Source organism: Nocardia sp. NPDC059240 (assembly GCF_042753865.1).
Lineage (GTDB): Bacteria > Actinomycetota > Actinomycetes > Mycobacteriales > Mycobacteriaceae > Nocardia.
This window is the reverse complement of record NZ_JBHZAC010000001.1, coordinates 137,422-155,713: the sequence shown is the minus strand read 5'-3', so window position 1 is coordinate 155,713 and position 18,292 is coordinate 137,422. Positions and strand designations below refer to the sequence as shown.

Sequence of the window (18,292 nt, the reverse complement as noted above, 5' to 3'; positions counted from 1 at the left end):
TGTCGGTTAAGTAGGGTCCGTCGAGTGCTACATGGGCGTGCGGACGAGTTGGCGCTGATCGATCGACTCCTGGCGCAGACGAGCGCGGGCCGCAGCGGAGCGCTGGTGCTGACCGGACCGCCCGGCATCGGCAAGACCGCCCTGCTCGACTACGCCGCGGCCCAAGCCGGCGGACTGCGGGTGATTCGCGTGGCCGGAATCGAACTCGAGGCGGAATTGCCTTTCGCCGGACTGCATCTGCTGCTGCGCCCGGTCCTCGATCGCCTCGACGCCCTCCCCGACCCACAGGCCGCCGCCCTGCGCGGCGCCTTCGGCCTGGCCGCGGCCGAGACCGGCGACCGCTTCCTGATCGGCCTCGCCGTCCTGTCCATGCTGGCCGAACTCGCCGAGGAAGGACCGGTTCTGTGCCTCGTCGACGATGCCCAATGGCTGGACCGATCCTCCGCGGAGGCTTTGGCTTTCGCGGCCCGCCGGCTCGATCACGAGGGCGTGCTGCTGCTGTTCGGCGTGCGCGGTGTCGCCCAGCCCATGGCCGGGATCACCGTGCATGAACTCGCCGCACTCGACCACGCGGCCGCCGCGGCCCTCCTGGATGAGCGCTACCCCGAACTCACCCCGCCGATGCGGGCTCGCATGCTCGCCGAAACCGAGGGCAACCCACTCGCGCTGGTCGAACTGCCGTCCGCACTCAGCGCCGAACAGCCCACCGTGCCCTACGACCTCGCCATGCTCCCGCTCTCGGCGCGAGTGCAGACCGCGTTCGGCGCCCGCGCCGCCCGGCTCGACGAAACCGCGGGCACCCTCCTGCTCGTCGCGGCGGCCGAGCCGACCGGAGAACTGTCGGTCGTGCTGGACACCGCCGCGACCTTCGGCGCGAGCACCGCCGACCTGGCCGCCGCCGAGGACTCGGGATTGCTTGTGCGCCAACGTGATCAGGTCAGCTTCCGGCATCCGTTGGCGCGTGCCGCTGTACTGCGCGACGCACCGCTGCACCGGCGGCTGGCGGTCCACAACGCGCTCGCCGATACGCTGCTCCGAACCGGTAGCCCCGAGGCTGTCGACCGGGCGGTGTGGCACCGTGCCGCGGCCTCGACCGGTTCCGATGACGGCCTCGCCGACGATCTGGAGGCCGTCGCCGGTCGGGCGTTCGAACGCGCGGATCATGCCGCGTCGTCTGCGGCGATGGAGCGTGCCGCCGAGTTGAGCGTCGCCGTTTCGACCAGCACCCGACGCTTGATCGCCGCCGCTGGAGCGGCAACGGTCGCCGGCGATCTGCACCGCACCGATGTGCTCGTACGCCGGGCCGGCCGCAGGGCGGTCAGCGATACCGACGCCCCGCGGCTCGCCTCGCTGCGTGCCGTCGTCGAGGCCGAATTCGGATCCCGCCACACCGCCGCGCGTCTGCTCATCGACGCTGCCGACCGCGCGCCTGCCGAGGCTGCGGCCCCGATGCTGGTCGATGCGGTGCGTCATGGCTTTCTGGTCGGCGATGCCGACCTCACCATGCGCGCAGCCGGCCTGCTGCACCAGCGCTACGGCGCCAACCTGATCACCGAAGGGCTGCTCGGATTGGCCCGAATGCTCAGCGGTGATGACGAATTCGCACTGCCGCGGCTGCGCGCCTGCGCCGAGCACGCACACGCGCACGCTGCGGAACTCACCCAGGACGAGCGAATGAACGGCGCCGCCATGGGTCTCATGACCGGCTTCGAGGACGAAGCCCGCGACCTGCTCGAAACCCTCGTCGCCGAGGCACGCGAACAATCCACACTCGGCACCCTGCCGCTGCGCCTGCACTATCTGGCCTCCGCCGAATACGCGACCGGCCATACCCGCGACGCCATCGTACACGCGGAGGAAGCCCTCGCCCTCGCACAATCCATCGGCTTGCACCACCAAATCGACGGCCCCCGTTGCGTACTCGCGTGGGGCGCTGCACTCACCGGCGACGCGACACGCTGCCGCGACCTTGCCGAGCCCGCCCTCGCCGCCGCGCTCGACCGCCGCGAATCGGCGACAGCCGCACTCGCCACCACCGCCCTGGCCATGCTCGACCTCGGCGCGGGCCGCTACGACCTGGTCTTCGATCGCCTCGAATCCGCCGCCCGCGAACCGATGTTCGTGGCCGCGGCCTTCACGGGATCCGTCTCGTTCACCCCGCTACGCGTGGAGGCCGCCGTACGCGTCGGCCGGACCGACCATCTCGCCGAACCGCTCGACCGATTCCGCAGGTGGGCGGCCGCCAGCGGATCCTCGTGCACACAAGCGGTTTACGAGCGCTGCCTGGCCCTGGCCGGTCCGACCGATGAAACCGAGGATCGGTACAACGCCGCCGAGCGGCTGCACGAGAAGGGCGGCCGCCCCTTCGAACGCGCCCGCACCGCCCTCCTCTACGGCGAATGGCTCCGCCGCGACCAACGCAAGGCCGAGGCCCGCACCCGCCTGCGCATCGCCGCGGAAACCTTCGACCGGCTCGGCGCGCACCTGTGGGCCGACCGCGCCCGCGCCGAACTGCGTGCCACCGGCGACACCACCGGCCGCCGACCCACCACCTCGGTCCTGGATCTGCTTACGCCCCAGGAACTTCAGGTCGTCCGCCTCGCCGCCCAAGGACTGTCCAACCGTGACATCGGCGGCCAACTCTTCCTCAGCCCCCGCACCGTCGGCTACCACCTCTACAAGGCGTACCCGAAGCTCGGCGTAGCGACCCGAGCCGAACTCGCCGCCCTCCTCCACGAATCACGCTGAGTGGGAACAACTCAGGCCGAGCGCGCCCTGCCGAAACAGGACGCGGTTGTCGCCGTCGGGACGTCACGAAGCTAGGGTTGTAGCGGTATGGCTACTCATCGATTCCCCGGCCGCGACGGCACGGAACTGGCCTGGCACGAGACCGGATCCGGTCGACCACTGATCTTCCTGCCCGGCTTCGGCGGACTGGGCTCGCGTCTGCTCGGGTTCGACCTCGTGGTCCGGATCGCCGAAAAGGGTTACCGGGTTCTACTTCCGGACTTCCGCGGCTACGGCGACAGCGCAACCCCGAACGGCTCCACCACCTTCTCCCCTGATGTCCTCGCCGATGACGGGTTCGCACTCGTCGAGTTCCTAGGGCTCCGCGACGGCGACTACGACCTCGGCGGCTATTCGCTCGGGGCAAGAATCGTCGTGCGCATGCTTGCACGAGGCGCCATTCCGGGCCGCGCAATCGTGGCCGGGCAAGGCCTGGCGAAGGTCAGCGGACCCCAGCAAGTCGGCGCGAATCACCGAGTACTCACCGCCCTCGTCAACGGAACCGCGATCGAACCGGAATCGGCCGATGCGAGAACGGCACGCGCGATCACGATGACCGGTGCGGAGCCGCGGATGATGTTGGGTGTGCTCGACTCGCTTGTTCCAACCCCCGAGCCTGCACTGCGGGGAATCTCCGTGCCGACGCTCGTGGCGATCGGTGACCAAGACAACCGTTCCGATGCCGACCAGTTGGCAACGCTCCTGCCGAACAGTCGTTTCGTCCGCGTCCCAGGCGACCACGGAAGCGCGTTCCTCGCACCCGAACTCACCACCGCGACCGTCGAATTCCTCGCCGAGGCATAGTCACCGGTCACTGCCGGACGGGCGCGGCGGCGAGGCGTTGTTGGCGCTTGCGGCCCAGGCTGATGCTCTGGCCGACGAAACCGATGCATGTTCAACGGCCGGCCCCTGGAACGTGCACCATTGCTACTCAGCGCTACCAGTCGGATCTTCTCTGACACAACGTGATTCGGGTCCGGCCAAGTTCCAGCTTCCGCTTCGCCGACTAGACGCCGTGGTGCCTGGGGCATGGACTCGGCGCAGCGTGAGGCAACGCTCCTGAAATAACAGGAATTCCTGTCATTTCAGGAACCGTGGTGCTACCGTCTTGGTATGCCGCTGGATGATGAGCTCAATTTCGTCGATGGGATCGGACGGCACTTCGCACGTCAGAACGGTCTGCCGCCCATGACCGGCCGCGTGATCGGATGGTTGCTGATCTGCGATCCGGCCCAGCAGACCATCGCCGAAATGAGCGAGGCGCTGCGGGTCAGCCGCAGCGCGGTGGCCGCCGCGGTCACTCAGCTCGAAGAGTGGTCGTGGGTGCAACGTGCGCGCACCGCCGGGGAACGAGTGGATCGGATCAACCTCGACCCCGGGATCTGGTTGCGGCTGCTGGACAAGAGCGAGGAATACCGCATGCTGGCCGCGATCGTCGAGCGCGGACTCGACCTGCTGCACGATTCGCCCGGCCCGCGCCGGGCCCGTCTGGCAGAGGCGGGCGCCTTCGCCGAGTTCATCACCGAGCGCATGCCGGCGATCGCTGCCGAATGGCAGGTTCACCGAGACGAACTACGCGCTGCGGGCACGCTGCCGACCACTTAATCCCACTTCCCTGATCACCGGTTCACGGACACCTGATGGGTGCCCGCGATGCCCCACGCCCACATAAGGAGAAGCCCGATGAGCTTCGATATTGCCGCATGGCAAGACCGCCTCGACGAACTGTGCGCCGAACACCACGTTCCGGGCGCTTCGCTGGCGGTGCTGACCGACGGCACGATCCACGAATTGGCCAGCGGTGTACTGAATTCCGCGACAGGTGTGGCCGTGACGACCGACTCGGTGTTCCTGTCCGGCTCGACCGCGAAGGTCTACACGGCCACCCTCGTCATGCAGCTCGCCGATGCCGGAAAGCTGGACTTGGACGCGCCGGTGGTGAGTCTGCTTCCGGAGTTCGCGACTCCCGACGCGCAAGCCACGCAGCGGATAACCATTCGCCAATTGCTCAGCCACACAGGCGGAGTCACCAATGACTTCAACTACGACTCCGGCCGCGGTGACGACTGCCTGGCCAAATATGTGGAAGCCGCACGCTCGGTGCCGTTGGATCTGCCGCCCGGCACCGCGTATTCCTACGGCAGTCTCGGCTATGTCGTGCTCGGCCGCATCGTCGAGGTGGTCACCGGCACGACCTGGGACCGCGCGCTCACGGACATGATCTTCACACCGCTGGGCCTGCAACGCTCGATGACGTTGCCGGAGCAGGCCCTTCGCTTTCGCGTGGCCATGGGTCACACGACCGGTCCGAATCCGGAACCAGCACCACAGTGGGACCTGATGCCGCGATCGGCCGGGCCGTACGGCAGGGTGATCATCTCTGCGGCAGATGTCGTGCGCCTGGCTCGGATGCACCTCGACGGAGGCATCGCCCCCGACGGCACTCGCCTGCTGTCGACAGAGGCCGTGGCGACGATGCAGCGGCGCCAGGTCGACACCCCGGACAAGTGGACCATGTCCGCCGATGGCTGGGGGCTGGGCTGGGCGCTCTACGACTGGGACGGGACCACCGGTTTCGGTCACGATGGCAGTGCGGTCACCCAGCACTCCTACCTGCGCGTCGTCCCCTCCGCCGGAGTGGCGATCGCCCTGCTCATCAACGGCGGCGAATTCACCCGGTTGTATTCGGATCTGGTCGGCGAACTGCTCGCAGAGCTCGCCGGAGTACGCATGCCCGCACCGTTCGCTCCTCCCGCCGACCCGCCCGAGGTCGATATGACCGTCCTCGTCGGTGCCTACCAACGCGAAGGCGTGCGGATCACCGTCGACGACAACACCGGCCGAGCGCGTATTCGATACGAGTTCATCGACGGCATGAAAGACCTGGCCCCGGCATTCGAGACAACGCTGACTCCCGTCTCGCAGACCGTATTCGCCGCCACCGGCGGACCCGACGGCGAGGACTACACCCCCGTCGTCTTCGCCGTCACGGCCGACGGCACCCCTTGCGTGTACGTGAGCATGCGTGCCACGCCCAAAGTCGCCTGACTTTCTGTGTTGAGGAAACCTCATGAACATCAACAAGTTTGCCCTGATCACCGCATTCGCGATCACCGTGACAAGTCTCGATGCAGGGACTGCGGCCGCCACACCGACGCCCGGAACGGAAGGCGTCGCCTACACCGCACGCACCACCGAATCGTCGGCGATCATCACCACCGATACCGGTTCCGTTGCCGTCGACAACAACGTATTCGAGATCAGAGCGGAAGACGGCACAACCCTCGCTGGTACCGAATTATCCTTCCGCGTAAACGATTTCGTCTTCCCTATTGATGCGCAGATCCACGATCATGCTGCTGTTCTGACGCCACGACTCGATCTGCAGCACGCTGTCTACCGGCCTGTCGCACTGCCTTTCGACGATTCAGCGGCCTGGAAAAGTCCCTACGACCGCGAGGCGGCGGCCTGGAATCGGCTGGTCAGCACGATCAGTGTCGGCGCCGTCGTCGGCACCCTACTCGGCACCGTCGGCGGTGCCGGAATCGGCTGCGCCCTGGGCGCTATCGCAGGCGCGACGGTCGCAGCAGCCACCGTCGTCGGACTGTTCGGGCCGTTCCTACCCGCAGGGTTCGCCGGCTGCCTCGGCGGCGTCGCCGCATTCGGTGCAGTGGGTACGGTTGTCGGCCAGCTACTGGTGACCGCTCCGATCGCGATCGCCGCCGCCATCCAATACTTCACCACCATCAATCAACCGTTCGTGCCCCCGAACAAGTAAGGCCCACAGACCTCGGCGCGGCTGACAATCACCGCCCCGCCAGCTTTTCGCTGCTGGAAAGTCGGGCGGCGGCGAGGCGGTGTTGGCGTTTGCCACCCTTGATCGTGAAGGCGGAGCCGGGTTTGCGGGCCTCGTTGCGGAGGGTGTTGATGGTGGACTTGCAGACCGCTTCCTTGATCGCGGCGGCGAGACGGCCTGCTAGGTAGGGTCGCATGGCGGTGTCGTCGCGGTGGGCGGGCTGGATGGTGGCCTGGTGGCGGCCCAGACTGATGCTCTGGCCGACGAATCCGATGTTCAGTAGGCGCGGTTCGGTGTCGGATAGGTGACTGAGGAGCGTTTCGGCGGCGTGGATGCCGAGCGGGATGGCGGCCTGGCAGCTCATGCGCAGGGGTTGATCGGTGGGGGCGGCGACATCGCCGACGGCGAGGATGCGGGGATTGTCGATGCTGACGAGGGTCTCGTCGGTGCGGAGGCGGCCGACGGCATCGGTGGAAAGGCCACTGTCGGCGGCGAGGGCGGGGACGGTGAATCCGGCTGTCCAGATGGTGATTTCGCTGGGGAGTTCGCGACCATCGGTGAGGGTGACCGTGTGCGGGTGGACGGCGGCGACCTTGGCATCGGGGCCGTCGATGATGGTTACGCCCAGTGCGGTCAGTCGGCGGGCGACCGCGCGGCGGGCCGGTGTGCGCAGGTAGGGGCCGAGTTGGCCGCCGCAGACCAGGGTGAGGGAGCGGCCGGATTCGGCGAGTTCGGCCGCGGTTTCGATGCCGGTGGGGCCGCCGCCGACCACGGTGATCGGGGCAGCCGGGTCGGTTTCGGCGAGGGCTGCGCGCAGGCGCTCGGCCTGCTCGAATTCGGCTATGCCATAGGAGTATTCGGCCGCACCGGGTACGGATGGCGCGGCATTGCGGCTACCCACGGCGTAGATCAGGTAGTCGTAGGCGATGGTGTCGCCGCTCGCCAGCGCAACGGTGCGCCGTGCCGGGTCGATGCCGGTGGCCTCGTCGACGATCAGTGAAACCCCGTCGCCGAGCACCTCGTCGTACGCGACCACGGCCTGCGAGGTTCCGGCGACCAACTGGTGCAGCCGGATTCGTTCCACGAACCGCGGCCGCGGATTGATCACGGTGATCGACAGGTCCGCACGCGAGCGCAGGCGGTTGGCCGCCATGACGCCCGCGTATCCGCCTCCGACGACTACGACATTGATGTTCCCGGTCATGTCCGCTCCTTCACCCATGGTGGTGTCGCAGCCGTAGACACTTTTCAGGCCGGAAGAGTGACATCCTTTGCGCGCCTTGTGGCGCGGATCACCCGGTGATCAGGCGACCGGTGCGGCGGCGAACTCGATGACCTGTGCGGGCCCGGCCCGGAAGGCCTTGTTCGTGGTTGCGGCCTCGATCATGTGTGGCGCGAGGTCGTGGGCGGCGAGCGCTTCCCGCGAGGCCCACTCCTCCAGCAGTACAAACTGATCCGGGTCTCCCGTCACCCGGTGCAGGTCGTATTGCACGCAGCCCGGTTCGGCGCGCACCAGGGGCGCAAGACGCTCGAACGCCGCCGCCTGCCGGTGTCCCTGACCGGGCAGCGTGGTGATCAGGATGACTAGTCGCACAGAATCTGACACTCGCGAAATACTAGGTGCCCAGGCATCGCGGCGCGCGCTAGAGCAATTCGACCTCGTGGAATCCGACGGTGAAACTGTGGCGTCGTTCGCGCAGCACATTGCCCTCACGATGAACGGTTCCCTCACTGAAATCGATCCGCAGCTCGGCCCGGCGCACATCCACCGAGCGGATAACACCACAAACCCCGCTGAAGGGTCCCTCGGGGAAACACACCACATCCCCCGGACTGAATTCCGTAATACCCACGGCCCCACAGTAATCCAGGCATCGAATGCTCGTCGGGCGTGGCCGCCTCCCGCCGACGGATGCGCGGCTTAGGGTGGGACCATGACCGACGGCGATACTCCCTGGGAGCCGCCGCTCGCGGGGACCGAGGCAGAGCATCTGATCGGCGCGCTCGAGCGGCTGCGGACGACATTCCGCTGGAAGACCGACGCCCTCGATGCGGCCGCTCTGAATACTCGGATCGGCGCTTCCGCGCTCACGCTCGGTGGCCTGTTGAAGCACCTGTCGCGCGCCGAGGACGAGATGTTCACGCGGAAACTCTCCGGGAGCCCGGCCAACCCGCCGTGGGACAGCGTTGATTGGCAGTCCGACCCCGAGTGGGATTTCACCTCGGCATCCGCCGACACCCCGGCGGAGCTGTACACGCTGTGGGACACCACGATCGCCCGCTCACGCGAAACGCTGGCCGCGGCCTTGGCAACCGGCGGCCCGGAGCAACTCACACAGGAGGCCTGGCCGGACGGCCGCCGCGCCAGCCTCCGCCGCCTACTGTGCGACCTCATCGAGGAATACGGCCGCCATACCGGCCACGCCGACCTGCTGCGGGAAGCTGTCGACGGCCGTGTCGGTGAGGATCCGCCTCCGGGTTGGCGGCCTCAGTCACCCTGTCCCTGAAGCCAATTCGAGAGCAGTGCGGCGGTGCTGGTGGGATCTTCGAGCATGGGGGTGTGGCCGCAGTCGAGGGGTTCGGTTCGGAGCGAGGGAACTTCGCGGTAGTCGGCGAAGGAGGATGGTTGCCAGCGGTGGTCTCGGGTGCCATAGATGACGAGGGTGGGTAGGGCTAGGTCGGTTAGGCGGGCTGGTTCGGGGCGGGCCCTCAAGTAGGCGAGGGCGGCCGCGGAGGTGGCCGTCAGGCTGGTGTAAGTCATGCCGTTGAGGTCGGCCACCCATTGGTCGGGGATTGTGACGTCGAGCGTGAAGGCGCTGCTCATCGCGGCGCGCAGGACGGGCGTCGGCAGCAACGGCCAGAGGCGACGGCCGATGGCGGGCTTGTACAGAAGGTTGCCGAGACGGCCGTTGTCGATGAAGGCGTCGGCGCGAGGACCGGTGTCGATGAGTGCGATGGCCGAGACCAGCGCGCGACGTTGCTCGGCGAGCGCAGTGGCGACGTAACCGCCCGTGGAATGACCGACGAGGGTCGCCCGGGTGACGCCCAACCGGTCGAGGACCGCACCGACACGGGCAGCGTGTTCGGGGATGCCGTAGCCGGTTTCGGGTTTGGCGGATCGGCCGTGCCCCAACAGGTCGATTCGGATGACGTAGCGATCCTCGAGGGCAGGCATGATCGGATCCCACCAGGAGGTCGAGCCGGCCAGACCGTGGATCAGGACCACCGCGCGAGTGTCGGGCGCACCGGTCGTGACCACGTGGACGGCACCGCCGGGAAGGTTCATCATTTGCTCTACGATGCCGCAGGACAACGGACTTCGTCTTGAAGAAATGTCCCCTATACCCCTTCCTCGACGGCCTCCTTCCGCGCCACCAAGCCGGAGACCTCGGCGAGTGGGAGATGGGGGATCAGCAGCGCGATCGCGAACGCGAAGGCCAGGCCGGGCAGCATGTACGCGAACACCGGGACCAGGGCGTCGGCGTACGAGCCGACGATGGCGTCACGCAGCGGTGCCGGGAGGTAGTCGACCACGGCGGGTGGGAGCGCGGCGGGATTCAGGCCGGTGGACAGCACTTCCCGGGGGTGCGCTCGGAACGCTGCCTCGAGGTTGCCGGTGAGTCGATGGGTGAAGACGGACCCGAAGATCGCCACCCCGAGCGCGCCGCCCATTTCACGGAAGTAGTTGTTGGCGCTGGTCGCCGTGCCGACATCGGTTGCGGGAACGGCATTCTGGACCAACATGACAAGCAGTTGCATCACCATGCCCAGTCCCAGCCCGATGACGAACAGCATGGTCGAAACCATCCAGGCGGGGGTGTGGGCGTCGAGGCGCGTCATCCAGGTCATCCCGGCGGCGATGATCGCGACACCGAGTGGCGGGTAGACGCGGTAGCGGCCGGTGCGGGTCACCGCGCCCAGGGAGATCGACACCGACAGGAACATGCCGACGGTCATCGGGATCGACAGCAGACCCGACGTGGAGGCCGAGACACCGGTGGCCATCTGCAGAAATGTCGGCACGAACGCCACCGACGCGAACATGATCAGCCCCATCACGAATCCGAGCAGCGAGGTGGTCGAGAATGTGCGATTGCGGAACAGCCGCAACGGCAGCATCGGCTCGACGGCTCGGGATTCGACCGCGATGAACGCCGAAATCACTACGGCCACAGCCACAATCATGCCCAGGATGGTCGGTGATCCCCACCCGTACCGTTTGCCGCCCCAGTCGCTGAGCAGGATCAGCAATGCGGTCCCGGCGGTCATCAGCACGGCACCGAGATAGTCCGGTCGCACGCTCGGCCGTTTACTCGGCAGGGTCAGGTAGCGCGCGGCAATGGCCAAGGCCGCCAACCCGATCGGCACATTGATCCAGAAGCACCAGCGCCAGCCCAGATGGTCGGCGAACTCCCCGCCGAGTACGGGTCCACCGACCGCGGTCAGCCCGAAGATCGCCCCCATCGGCGCGCCGTATTTGCCGAGGTCCTTGGCCGGCACCACATCCGCCATGGTGGCCTGGGCCAGGATCATCAGCCCGCCGCCGCCCACGCCCTGCAGTGCCCGGAAGGCGATGAACTCCCAGAATCCGGTCGAGAGTGCGGCGCCCAGGGAGGCGGCGGTGAACACGGTGATGGCGAACAGGAAAAGCCGACGGCGGCCGAACAAGTCGCCGAACTTTCCGTAGATCGGCATCACAATGGTGGTGGCCAGCAGGTAGGCGGTGGTGGTCCAGGCCATGTGCGGCACGCCGCCCAACTGCCCGACGATGGTGGGCATGGCTGCGCCGGTGATCATCTGGTCGAGGCTGGCCAGGAACAGACCCGCCGACAGCGCGGCGAAGATGAACCAGATCCGGCGGCGGGTCATGACCAGCGGCGCGGAATCGGTGGTGGCGAGTGCCATGTCGTGTGCATCCTCGTGGGTGCTCGGGGTGGTCACCACTGGACCGGAAGTGCGGTCAGGCCGCCGGTGAAGACCTCGTCGCGTTCGGTCAGCGAGGCCGGGTCGACGGCGAGGGTCATGCCGGGGAAGCGGGCGACGAGTTGACCGAAGGCGACCTGCAATTCGATGCGGGCCAGCGGCGCGCCGAGACAGTAGCGCGGGCCGTAGCCGAACAGGAAGTGCGCGGCCTGTTGACGAGTGATGTCGACGTGCTCCGGTTCGGTGAACACCGACGGGTCGTGATTAGCCGAGGCGATGCCCAGCAGCACCAGATCGCCTGCGGGAATCGCGGTTTCGCCGATGGTCAGGTCGCCGCGCGCATACCGCGGCAGGCTGCTGGCATCACAGGCCCGCAGCAACTCCTCGACGGCCGAGTGCACCAGCGTCGGGCGTTCGTGCAGTAGCCGCCACTGATCCGGATTCTCGAGCAGCATGCGTGCCCCGACACCGATCTGTACCGCCGAGGTCTCGTGCCCGGCGAACAACAGCACCATGGCGTGCGTGGCGATTTCGTCATCGGTGACACCTTCGACCGCGCACAGTCGTGACACCACGTCATCGCCGGGTTCGCGCCGCTTCTCCCCCACCAGGTGCAGGCAGTAGGCGAACAACTCGCCGACCCCCTGCTCGACCACGGCACGGTCGGTGACATTGCCGATCGCATCGACCCACCGGCGGAAGCGATTCCGATCCGCATAGGGCACACCGAGGAGTTCGCAGATGACGAGCAACGGCAGCGGCAGCGCGAGGTCGGCCTGTAGATCGGCGGGCGCACCCTGCGCCTCGATGGCGTCGAGCAATTCGGTGGTGAGCTGTTCGACGCGCGGTCGCAGGGCCCGCATGCGTTTGGCGGTGAAATGCGGTGCCAGCAGCGTCCGCATGCGCGCGTGATCGGCGAATTCGGTGTCGAAGTCGCCGATCGGGCCACCGGAGAAGGCCGATTCCCCCAGTCGCGCAGCCGTTTCCGGGGCCGGGTGCGAGCGACCCAGGCTCGGGTCGGCGAAGAGCTCGCGAACCAACTCGTAGCCGGTGGCCAGCCAGGCCGAATCTCCGGTGGGGGTGGTAACCCGGGTGACGCCCGAGACCGGGCACACGGGCGGCGATGAGGTACCGACGACAGGTGTGGTCATGATGCTGGGTCCTCGCGTGTTCTCAGAAGGGCGTGGTGTTGAACGGTTTACGTGCGACGGCGAGCGCGCTGTCGAGCGCGGTGACGGCACCGGGCGAGAGTTCGTCGACCCGTCCGGCGCGTTCGAGTTCGCCGAGGGTGTGCGCGCCGAAGTAGGCGGTGGTGAGTTCCAGCGGGCCGATGCGCAGATCGGGTGGGGCGTCCGGCGCGGCGGTCCAGGACCCGTCGACGGTGTCGAGCAGGTAGGTGCCCGTACTCAGGCCCCACGGGTCGGCGACCTCGATGACACCGTGGAAGTCCGCCCGGAATTCCCGGCATGCGATCGCCTTGGGCAGGTTGAGGATCCACGTCCACATGCCCTCGTCCACGCCGGTCACGGCGACCGCGCGGGAATCCTCGAGCAGCAACGGGGTCGGGTCGTCGACGGCGGTGTCCATGCGGATCTCGGCGTATTCGCCCTGACCGAGCAGGCAGCGCAACAGGTCCCGGTGCGCGGCCACACTCACTGCGCAGAAGTCCTTGACCAGCACCGTGTCCGCGAGCAGCTGGTAGACGACGTAGCCGTCCGGGTGCAGGATGACGAACGCGTGCGGGTCGAGAGCACTGGGCCACCAGGATTCGGCGCGATCGAGCGCGCCGGGAGTGGCCCGCTGCCAGCGGGCGTAGACGGCACGCAGCTCACCCACCGATTCGGCGACGTTCGCCTCCCGCACCGACGCCGAATCCCACTGTGCGGTGCGCAGTTTCGCGCGAGCACGATCGATGCGCAGGTGCCGGGTGTGCGTGGTGACGCCCACGTAGGCGTAGCTGCCGCCCGGTCCCGGCATGGCAGCCAGCACATCCGCGCCGGTCTCCAGGGCAATGGTCATGAGTTCGGCCTGCACCTTCGCGTAGATGCCGCGCTTCTGGTGCGTGGTGGCCACCATGCCCTGCGCGCAGGCGGCGACCTCGAGTTGCGCCCCACCGGGGACGGTCACGCTGGTGCGCAGGACGGCGGCGGTACCCACCAGGCGGGGTGTACCGGGTACGGTCACGTCCTCCACGACCGCGATGTCCTCGAGCCGGAACTGCCGCCGCCAGGCTCGCACGTCGTGGGTCTTCACCCCGCCGAACGCCCGGGCGTAGCGGTCACGCAGGGCGGGCCAGTCGGTCTCGACGGCGCGACGGGTGCGGATGCCGTCGATGGTGCGGCTCTGCCAGTCGGCCATGAGTTCGGAAGTCACGGTGTGCCTTTCGGGTCGAGCGTGCCGGCGTGGGCGCGAACCTTGTCCAGTGCAGTGAGCACGTCCTCGACATCGCGGTGGTCGCCGAGCAGCACGCTGTGATGCATCAGCAGGGTGTGGTCGCGGTAGTGGTCGGCACCGGGGTAGGCGCGGCCGGTGGCCCGGTCGACGGTCGCGGTCCATGCCGCGGAGAAGCGGGGTTTGGTTTGTGGGCGCAGCAGCACGCTGCGATGCAGCGGCACACGGGGTGGATACACCTTGGTGCCCAGTTCGGCGGCGAGTGCGGCGGCCACGGAATCGATGCCGATCGCGCCGAAAGCACCGGGCCGCACCCGGATTCCGTACTCGTAGATGGCACGCCGATCGACCTGTGCCGGTACCGGGATCGGTGCCAGGCCCGGGATGTCGGTGAGCCCGGCCTCGAGTTCCTTCGCGCGGGCCGCGCGAATGTCGTGCTGGTCGTCGAGCCGCGGCAGTTGATCGAGCAGCACCGCGGCGGTCAGCTCGGACATGCAGTAGTTCGCGCCCATGACCGTGCCGTCTTCGACGAGTTCGTAGTCGCCGGGGTCGGGTGCGACGGCGGTGTAGCCGCGAGAATCCGCGCGCAGCATGAGCATTCGCTCGTAGAGCGAGGGATCGTCGGTGATGGCGGCCCCGGCTTCTCCGCCGGCCAGGGTCTTGGCCGCGCCGAGGCTGAATACGCCGATCGCGCCGAAGGTCCCGACTGCGCGCCCGGCCCAGCGGGTGCCGTGCGACTGCGAGCAGTCCTCGATCAGGGCGAGCCCGGCGTCGGTGGCGACCGTCGCGATATTCTCGATTTCTGCTGCGGTGCACGCCAAATGGACCACGATCACCGCCCTGGTGCGTGGCGACAGCGCGGCGCTCAGGTGCTCGGCGGTGAGGCAGCCGGTGGCGGGGTCGACATCGACCAGGACCGGCAGCGCACCCACTCGCAGGACCGCCGTGGCGGGCGCGACCCAGGTCATGGCGGGCACGATCACCTCGTCGCCGGGGCCGATGCCGAGCGCCTCGAGCGCGATGACCAGTGCCCCGGAGCCGTGATCGACACTGACGCCGTGCGCCGCACCGGTGTAGCGGGCGAACGCCTCGGCGAAGCGCCGCTCGCGCGACTTCTCGCCGTCCGGGCTGTACCAGCTCACCGACCAGCGCGAAGAGCGCAGTGCGGCAAGCAGTTCGGTCTCGGTGCGGGTGTCGTATTGCGGCCAGCGCGGCCACGGTCGCGGACCGCGAACCGGGGTGCCGCCGTGCATCGCCAGCACCGCGCGCCTACCCGATCACGATCGGCGCGGAGGCCGACGGCTGAACGATCACGTCGAGGGCCGCACGAATCTCGCGCACCTGCACCGGTGTCAGCGGCAGCTCCCCGGTCAGCTCCGGACGGCCGAGCGCACGCAACAGCACGAACGGCACCGTGTCGGCATGCAGCGGCAGATACCCCCGTTTGTTGTCGTCGGCCACCACCGCGAGCACGTCGTCGATGCGCACCGACGGCGGAAGTACGGGTTCCACGCCCAGACCGGTGACGATCTCGTAGTGCACACCGACCTCGCCATCCGACAACCACCCCCGCGCGTGTGAAATATGCGCGGCCACCAGCATTCCCAGCGCTATCGCGGTACCGTGCGGCAACCCCGCCGCACCCCGCGCCCGGTGATCGCAGATTTCGATCGCATGGCCAACGGTGTGCCCGTATTCCAGTACCAGTCCGGCGCGCCGCTCGAAGGTATCGCGTACGGTGACGGCCGATTTCGCGGCAATGCTGGCCTCCAGCAGCCACAGCAGCGAATCCGGTGCCGTCAATGCGCCACCGGCGATGACCGCGCGCAGTCCGGGCAGGGCCGACGGCTGGATCGCCAGGCAATTCTTCGCCATTTCGCACAGGCCGGACCGCAATTCGCGTTCGGGCAGGGTGGTGAAGAATTCGACGTCGGTGAACACGGCTTCCGGCGTGTAATAGGTGCCCAGGTGATTCTTGCCGACGCCGCTGTTGATGGCCTGTTTGAGCGAGAGCACCGAATCCATGGCGGCAATGGTGGTGGTCGGCACGTGCACCAGGCGCACACCCCGGAACAGCAGGCTCGCCATCAGTCCGGCCAGGTTGCCGGGGACGCCGCCGCCGAAGGCGACGATCACGGATCGGCGGGTGATGCCCGCGCGCAGCGCGGTTTCCAGGTGCTCGGTCAGGCAATCGAGGGTCTTCATCGACTCGCCGGCAGGGTGCGAGAGGATCAGAGCCGGGATCGCACCGGCCAGGGTGTCGAGTTCGCGGCCGTAGCGGGCGAGGACGTCGTCGTCGGTGACGAAGACCAGTTTGTCGGGTGCGAGATTCCCTATCGCCGCCGCTATTTCGGGGACGCAGCCGCGACCGAAAGAGTAGGGAAAGGTTTCATCCCCGATCACGATCGGGCGCGACCGCAACCCCGATCCGTCGTGCACCCCTGATCCATTGCGCGACAATGAATTGCTGGACATTTCCGGTGTCGCTCCTCGCTTTAGCGCCGATACCCCGCTGACTCCCCTGTCCGGCGCCACTGCCGTCCCTCGCACGGCCCAATATCGAATGCGAACTCCCCGCTTGGCAACCGCTGAGATACCCCAGTGATGAGCGGGTGAATTCGCGAGCACCCCTGTGCGAAACAGGTTTTCGCCCCACCACCACCGCCGGTGGTACCGGACGATCCGGGCACCCCGGCTCGTCGTTCCGGCCCGCCGGCACCGGGTCGTGCGCCTAGGCTGGGGCGACGTCGACTCCTGCGAAGGGATGCCGTTGGCCGACAACGAATTCGGGCTGCTCACCGCCACCGGGCTGCGCGCGCCCACACTGGCGGAGTTCGTGCGCGAACGACGCGCCCGACCCACCGGCGGGTATCCGGCGGGGCTGACCCGCAAGCAGCTCGCCGAGGCTACCCATGCCAGCCTCGGCTATATCGCCAAGATCGAACAGGGCGAGGCGCTCAATCCCGGTCCGGCCATCCTGGATTCGCTCGCGGCGGTACTGGAACTCGATGTGGCCGAGCGCATCCACCTCTATCACCTCGCGCAGCAGCGACCGGCCGCGTGCGGCACGCGGGCGCTGCACGGCGGCGATCCGGCCGCGGACGCGGTGCGCGCCACCCTGGACGCGCTGCTGCCGCATCTGGCCGCCGCCCTCGACGACGGCTGGCACGTGGTGGCCTGCAACAGTGCCTTCGACGAGGCGCTGCCGGGGCTGGCGCGGCAGGGGCACGTGCTGCGGTGGATGTTCACCGATCCGTGGGCGCGCATCGTGGTCGAGGAATGGGAGCGGGAGGCACGTTTGATGGTCGGACGCTTCCGCGCCTATGCCGCCGGGGCCGAGGTCGATCCGCTGCTGCGCGAGCTCGGCGAGCAGGCGGATTTCCGGCGGCTGTGGACCGCCGGGCATGTGCACATCGGCCGGGGCGATCCCACGTTCACGCTGCGAAATCCGCGCACGGCCACGGTGTTCGACGTGCGGGTGCAGCGTTATCGCGGGACCGCGCCGGGCCCGGCGCACCAGTTGTTCATCGGGTTGCTGGGGGCCTGATCAGGCGGGCAGGGTCTTGATCAGGCGGGCAGGGTGGCGAGGAACTCGCGCAGCAGGGCATTGACCTCCGCGGGGTGGGTCAAGTTCGGCGTCATCGCGGCCCCGGCAATCGTGTGCACCTTGGTCGGATTGCCCAGTGCCGCGGCCACATCGTCGACTTCCTCGGCACTGTTGGCCTGATCGGCGAGCCCGCGCAACACCAGTGCCGGACATCGGATCTCGCCGAGCAGTTCCCGCACCGCCTCACGGTTGACCAGGCATTCGCCGGCCAGCCGTACCCGTTCTCGTTGCGCACCCGCCCATTTGTCACGCCACGGTTGCTGATCGTGCGCACTGCCACCGATCATGAGCGAGCAGACCATCTTGATGGTGGGTCCCGGTGTCGCGGCGCTGATCCACATGTCGAGCACCTCGCGGTAGCCGAGTCGCCGTTGCGGCGTCATGGCGTCCGCGCTCGACCCGATCAGGATCATCCCCGCCACCCGGGGTTGGGCCAGCAGGGCCATCCGCACGGCCGTGAACGCACCGTGCGCGACCCCACCCACGACCACCCGGTCCAGCCCCGCCTCGTCGGCCACCGCCCAGGCGTCGCGTGCCAGATCCCAATAGCTGAACGGTGTTTCGTCGTCCTCGCTGGCTCCGTGCCCGCGCGAATCGATGGCGATGACCCGGTAGTCGGGCGCGAGCGCCGCCATCTGCGGCGCGAACATCTCCTGATCCATGAACAGGCTGTGCCCCAGCAGCACCGCGGGTCCCCCACCACCGGTATCCGTGTAATGGATCTTGACGGCCCCCCGGCTCGCAAACGGCATTCTGAAACTTTCTCGCTTCACCTGCAGGATCGCCTA

At 68.0% G+C, this 18,292-nt stretch carries 17 protein-coding genes; 7 read left to right on the top strand and 10 right to left on the bottom strand.

The genetic code is table 11. The features are described from left to right. The first annotated feature begins 24 nt into the window (after nt 1–24). The 5 genes from ACFXHA_RS00760 to ACFXHA_RS00740 all read left to right on the top strand — a co-directional run bounded on the left by ACFXHA_RS00760 (nt 25) and on the right by ACFXHA_RS00740 (nt 6,565). Complete coding sequence (locus ACFXHA_RS00760; RefSeq protein ID WP_379351908.1) at nt 25–2,748, top strand: AAA family ATPase; 2,724 nt, start codon at nt 25–27, stop codon at nt 2,746–2,748. An 87-nt stretch (nt 2,749–2,835) separates the two neighbouring features. Next, on the top strand, nt 2,836–3,591 hold the full coding sequence (locus tag ACFXHA_RS00755) for an alpha/beta fold hydrolase (protein ID WP_379351907.1): 756 nt from the start codon (nt 2,836–2,838) through the stop codon (nt 3,589–3,591). Between the two features lie 309 nt (nt 3,592–3,900). Then, nucleotides 3,901–4,392, top strand: coding sequence for a GbsR/MarR family transcriptional regulator (locus tag ACFXHA_RS00750; protein WP_379351906.1), 492 nt, complete (start codon nt 3,901–3,903; stop codon nt 4,390–4,392). 78 nt (nt 4,393–4,470) lie between these two features. Beyond that, nucleotides 4,471–5,835, top strand: a complete 1,365-nt coding sequence (locus tag ACFXHA_RS00745) for a serine hydrolase domain-containing protein (protein ID WP_379351905.1) — start codon at nt 4,471–4,473, stop codon at nt 5,833–5,835. Between the two features lie 22 nt (nt 5,836–5,857). Next, nucleotides 5,858–6,565 (top strand): hypothetical protein, encoded by a 708-nt coding sequence (locus ACFXHA_RS00740; RefSeq protein WP_379351904.1) that lies wholly within the window; start codon nt 5,858–5,860, stop codon nt 6,563–6,565. 28 nt (nt 6,566–6,593) lie between these two features. On the opposite strand, the gene ACFXHA_RS00735 is transcribed toward ACFXHA_RS00740, so the two are convergent. From ACFXHA_RS00735 to ACFXHA_RS00725, 3 genes are all read right to left on the bottom strand, one after another. Next, a complete protein-coding gene (locus ACFXHA_RS00735) occupies nt 6,594–7,787 on the bottom strand; it encodes an NAD(P)/FAD-dependent oxidoreductase (protein ID WP_379351903.1) in 1,194 nt (397 codons plus the stop codon). Between the two features lie 99 nt (nt 7,788–7,886). Continuing rightward, nucleotides 7,887–8,189 (bottom strand): putative quinol monooxygenase, encoded by a 303-nt coding sequence (locus ACFXHA_RS00730; RefSeq protein ID WP_379351902.1) that lies wholly within the window; start codon nt 8,187–8,189, stop codon nt 7,887–7,889. Between the two features lie 37 nt (nt 8,190–8,226). After that, entirely contained in the window at nt 8,227–8,436 is a 210-nt protein-coding gene (locus tag ACFXHA_RS00725) for a hypothetical protein (protein WP_379351901.1), read from the bottom strand. 81 nt (nt 8,437–8,517) lie between these two features. On the opposite strand from ACFXHA_RS00725, the gene ACFXHA_RS00720 reads away from it, so the two are divergent. Further along, nucleotides 8,518–9,090 (top strand): DUF664 domain-containing protein, encoded by a 573-nt coding sequence (locus tag ACFXHA_RS00720; RefSeq protein WP_379351900.1) that lies wholly within the window; start codon nt 8,518–8,520, stop codon nt 9,088–9,090. Here the strand turns inward: ACFXHA_RS00720 and ACFXHA_RS00715 are convergent. From ACFXHA_RS00715 to ACFXHA_RS00690, 6 genes are read right to left on the bottom strand one after another with little or no spacing between them, the layout of a single operon-like run. Next, complete coding sequence (locus tag ACFXHA_RS00715; RefSeq protein ID WP_379351899.1) at nt 9,072–9,872, bottom strand: alpha/beta fold hydrolase; 801 nt, start codon at nt 9,870–9,872, stop codon at nt 9,072–9,074. The two genes, ACFXHA_RS00720 and ACFXHA_RS00715, sit on opposite strands and share 19 nt — an antisense overlap. Before the next feature lie 50 nt (nt 9,873–9,922). Continuing rightward, nucleotides 9,923–11,524 carry an MDR family MFS transporter gene (locus tag ACFXHA_RS00710; protein WP_379351898.1) on the bottom strand — a complete coding sequence of 534 codons (1,602 nt, stop codon included), beginning with the start codon at nt 11,522–11,524 and terminating at the stop codon, nt 9,923–9,925. Next, the gene (locus ACFXHA_RS00705; protein ID WP_379351897.1) at nt 11,521–12,657 is read right to left on the bottom strand and encodes a cytochrome P450; all 1,137 of its coding nucleotides are present in this window, start codon (nt 12,655–12,657) and stop codon (nt 11,521–11,523) included. Before ACFXHA_RS00705 ends, ACFXHA_RS00710 begins: the two co-directional genes overlap by 4 nt. 22 nt (nt 12,658–12,679) lie before the next feature. Next, nucleotides 12,680–13,879: a GNAT family N-acetyltransferase gene (locus tag ACFXHA_RS00700; RefSeq protein ID WP_379351896.1), complete on the bottom strand. Its 1,200-nt coding sequence runs from the start codon at nt 13,877–13,879 to the stop codon at nt 12,680–12,682. Beyond that, a complete protein-coding gene (locus ACFXHA_RS00695; protein ID WP_379353393.1) occupies nt 13,876–15,150 on the bottom strand; it encodes a DegT/DnrJ/EryC1/StrS family aminotransferase in 1,275 nt (424 codons plus the stop codon). Before ACFXHA_RS00695 ends, ACFXHA_RS00700 begins: the two co-directional genes overlap by 4 nt. Before the next feature lie 16 nt (nt 15,151–15,166). After that, nucleotides 15,167–16,372 carry a 2-deoxy-scyllo-inosose synthase gene (locus tag ACFXHA_RS00690; protein ID WP_379351895.1) on the bottom strand — a complete coding sequence of 402 codons (1,206 nt, stop codon included), beginning with the start codon at nt 16,370–16,372 and terminating at the stop codon, nt 15,167–15,169. Nucleotides 16,373–16,667: 295 nt separating this feature from the next. Here ACFXHA_RS00690 and ACFXHA_RS00685 point away from each other — a divergent pair, with 295 nt between their 5' ends. Continuing rightward, entirely contained in the window at nt 16,668–17,444 is a 777-nt protein-coding gene (locus tag ACFXHA_RS00685) for a helix-turn-helix domain-containing protein (RefSeq protein WP_379351894.1), read from the top strand. 20 nt (nt 17,445–17,464) lie between these two features. On the opposite strand, the gene ACFXHA_RS00680 is transcribed toward ACFXHA_RS00685, so the two are convergent. Continuing rightward, complete coding sequence (locus ACFXHA_RS00680) at nt 17,465–18,256, bottom strand: alpha/beta fold hydrolase (protein WP_379351893.1); 792 nt, start codon at nt 18,254–18,256, stop codon at nt 17,465–17,467. Nucleotides 18,257–18,292: the final 36 nt, after the last annotated feature.

What these genes read in the sequence shown, in the direction of transcription:
- ACFXHA_RS00740 (WP_379351904.1), top strand. Translation starts at nt 5,858, where the DNA reads ATGAACATCAACAAGTTTGCCCTGATCACCGCATTCGCGATCACCGTG.
- ACFXHA_RS00690 (WP_379351895.1), bottom strand. Translation starts at nt 16,372, where the DNA reads ATGTCCAGCAATTCATTGTCGCGCAATGGATCAGGGGTGCACGACGGA.
- ACFXHA_RS00705 (WP_379351897.1), bottom strand. Translation starts at nt 12,657, where the DNA reads ATGACCACACCTGTCGTCGGTACCTCATCGCCGCCCGTGTGCCCGGTC.
- ACFXHA_RS00755 (WP_379351907.1), top strand. Translation starts at nt 2,836, where the DNA reads ATGGCTACTCATCGATTCCCCGGCCGCGACGGCACGGAACTGGCCTGG.
- ACFXHA_RS00715 (WP_379351899.1), bottom strand. Translation starts at nt 9,872, where the DNA reads ATGATGAACCTTCCCGGCGGTGCCGTCCACGTGGTCACGACCGGTGCG.
- ACFXHA_RS00735 (WP_379351903.1), bottom strand. Translation starts at nt 7,787, where the DNA reads ATGACCGGGAACATCAATGTCGTAGTCGTCGGAGGCGGATACGCGGGC.
- ACFXHA_RS00680 (WP_379351893.1), bottom strand. Translation starts at nt 18,256, where the DNA reads ATGCCGTTTGCGAGCCGGGGGGCCGTCAAGATCCATTACACGGATACC.
- ACFXHA_RS00720 (WP_379351900.1), top strand. Translation starts at nt 8,518, where the DNA reads ATGACCGACGGCGATACTCCCTGGGAGCCGCCGCTCGCGGGGACCGAG.
- ACFXHA_RS00745 (WP_379351905.1), top strand. Translation starts at nt 4,471, where the DNA reads ATGAGCTTCGATATTGCCGCATGGCAAGACCGCCTCGACGAACTGTGC.
- ACFXHA_RS00695 (WP_379353393.1), bottom strand. Translation starts at nt 15,150, where the DNA reads ATGCACGGCGGCACCCCGGTTCGCGGTCCGCGACCGTGGCCGCGCTGG.
- ACFXHA_RS00750 (WP_379351906.1), top strand. Translation starts at nt 3,901, where the DNA reads ATGCCGCTGGATGATGAGCTCAATTTCGTCGATGGGATCGGACGGCAC.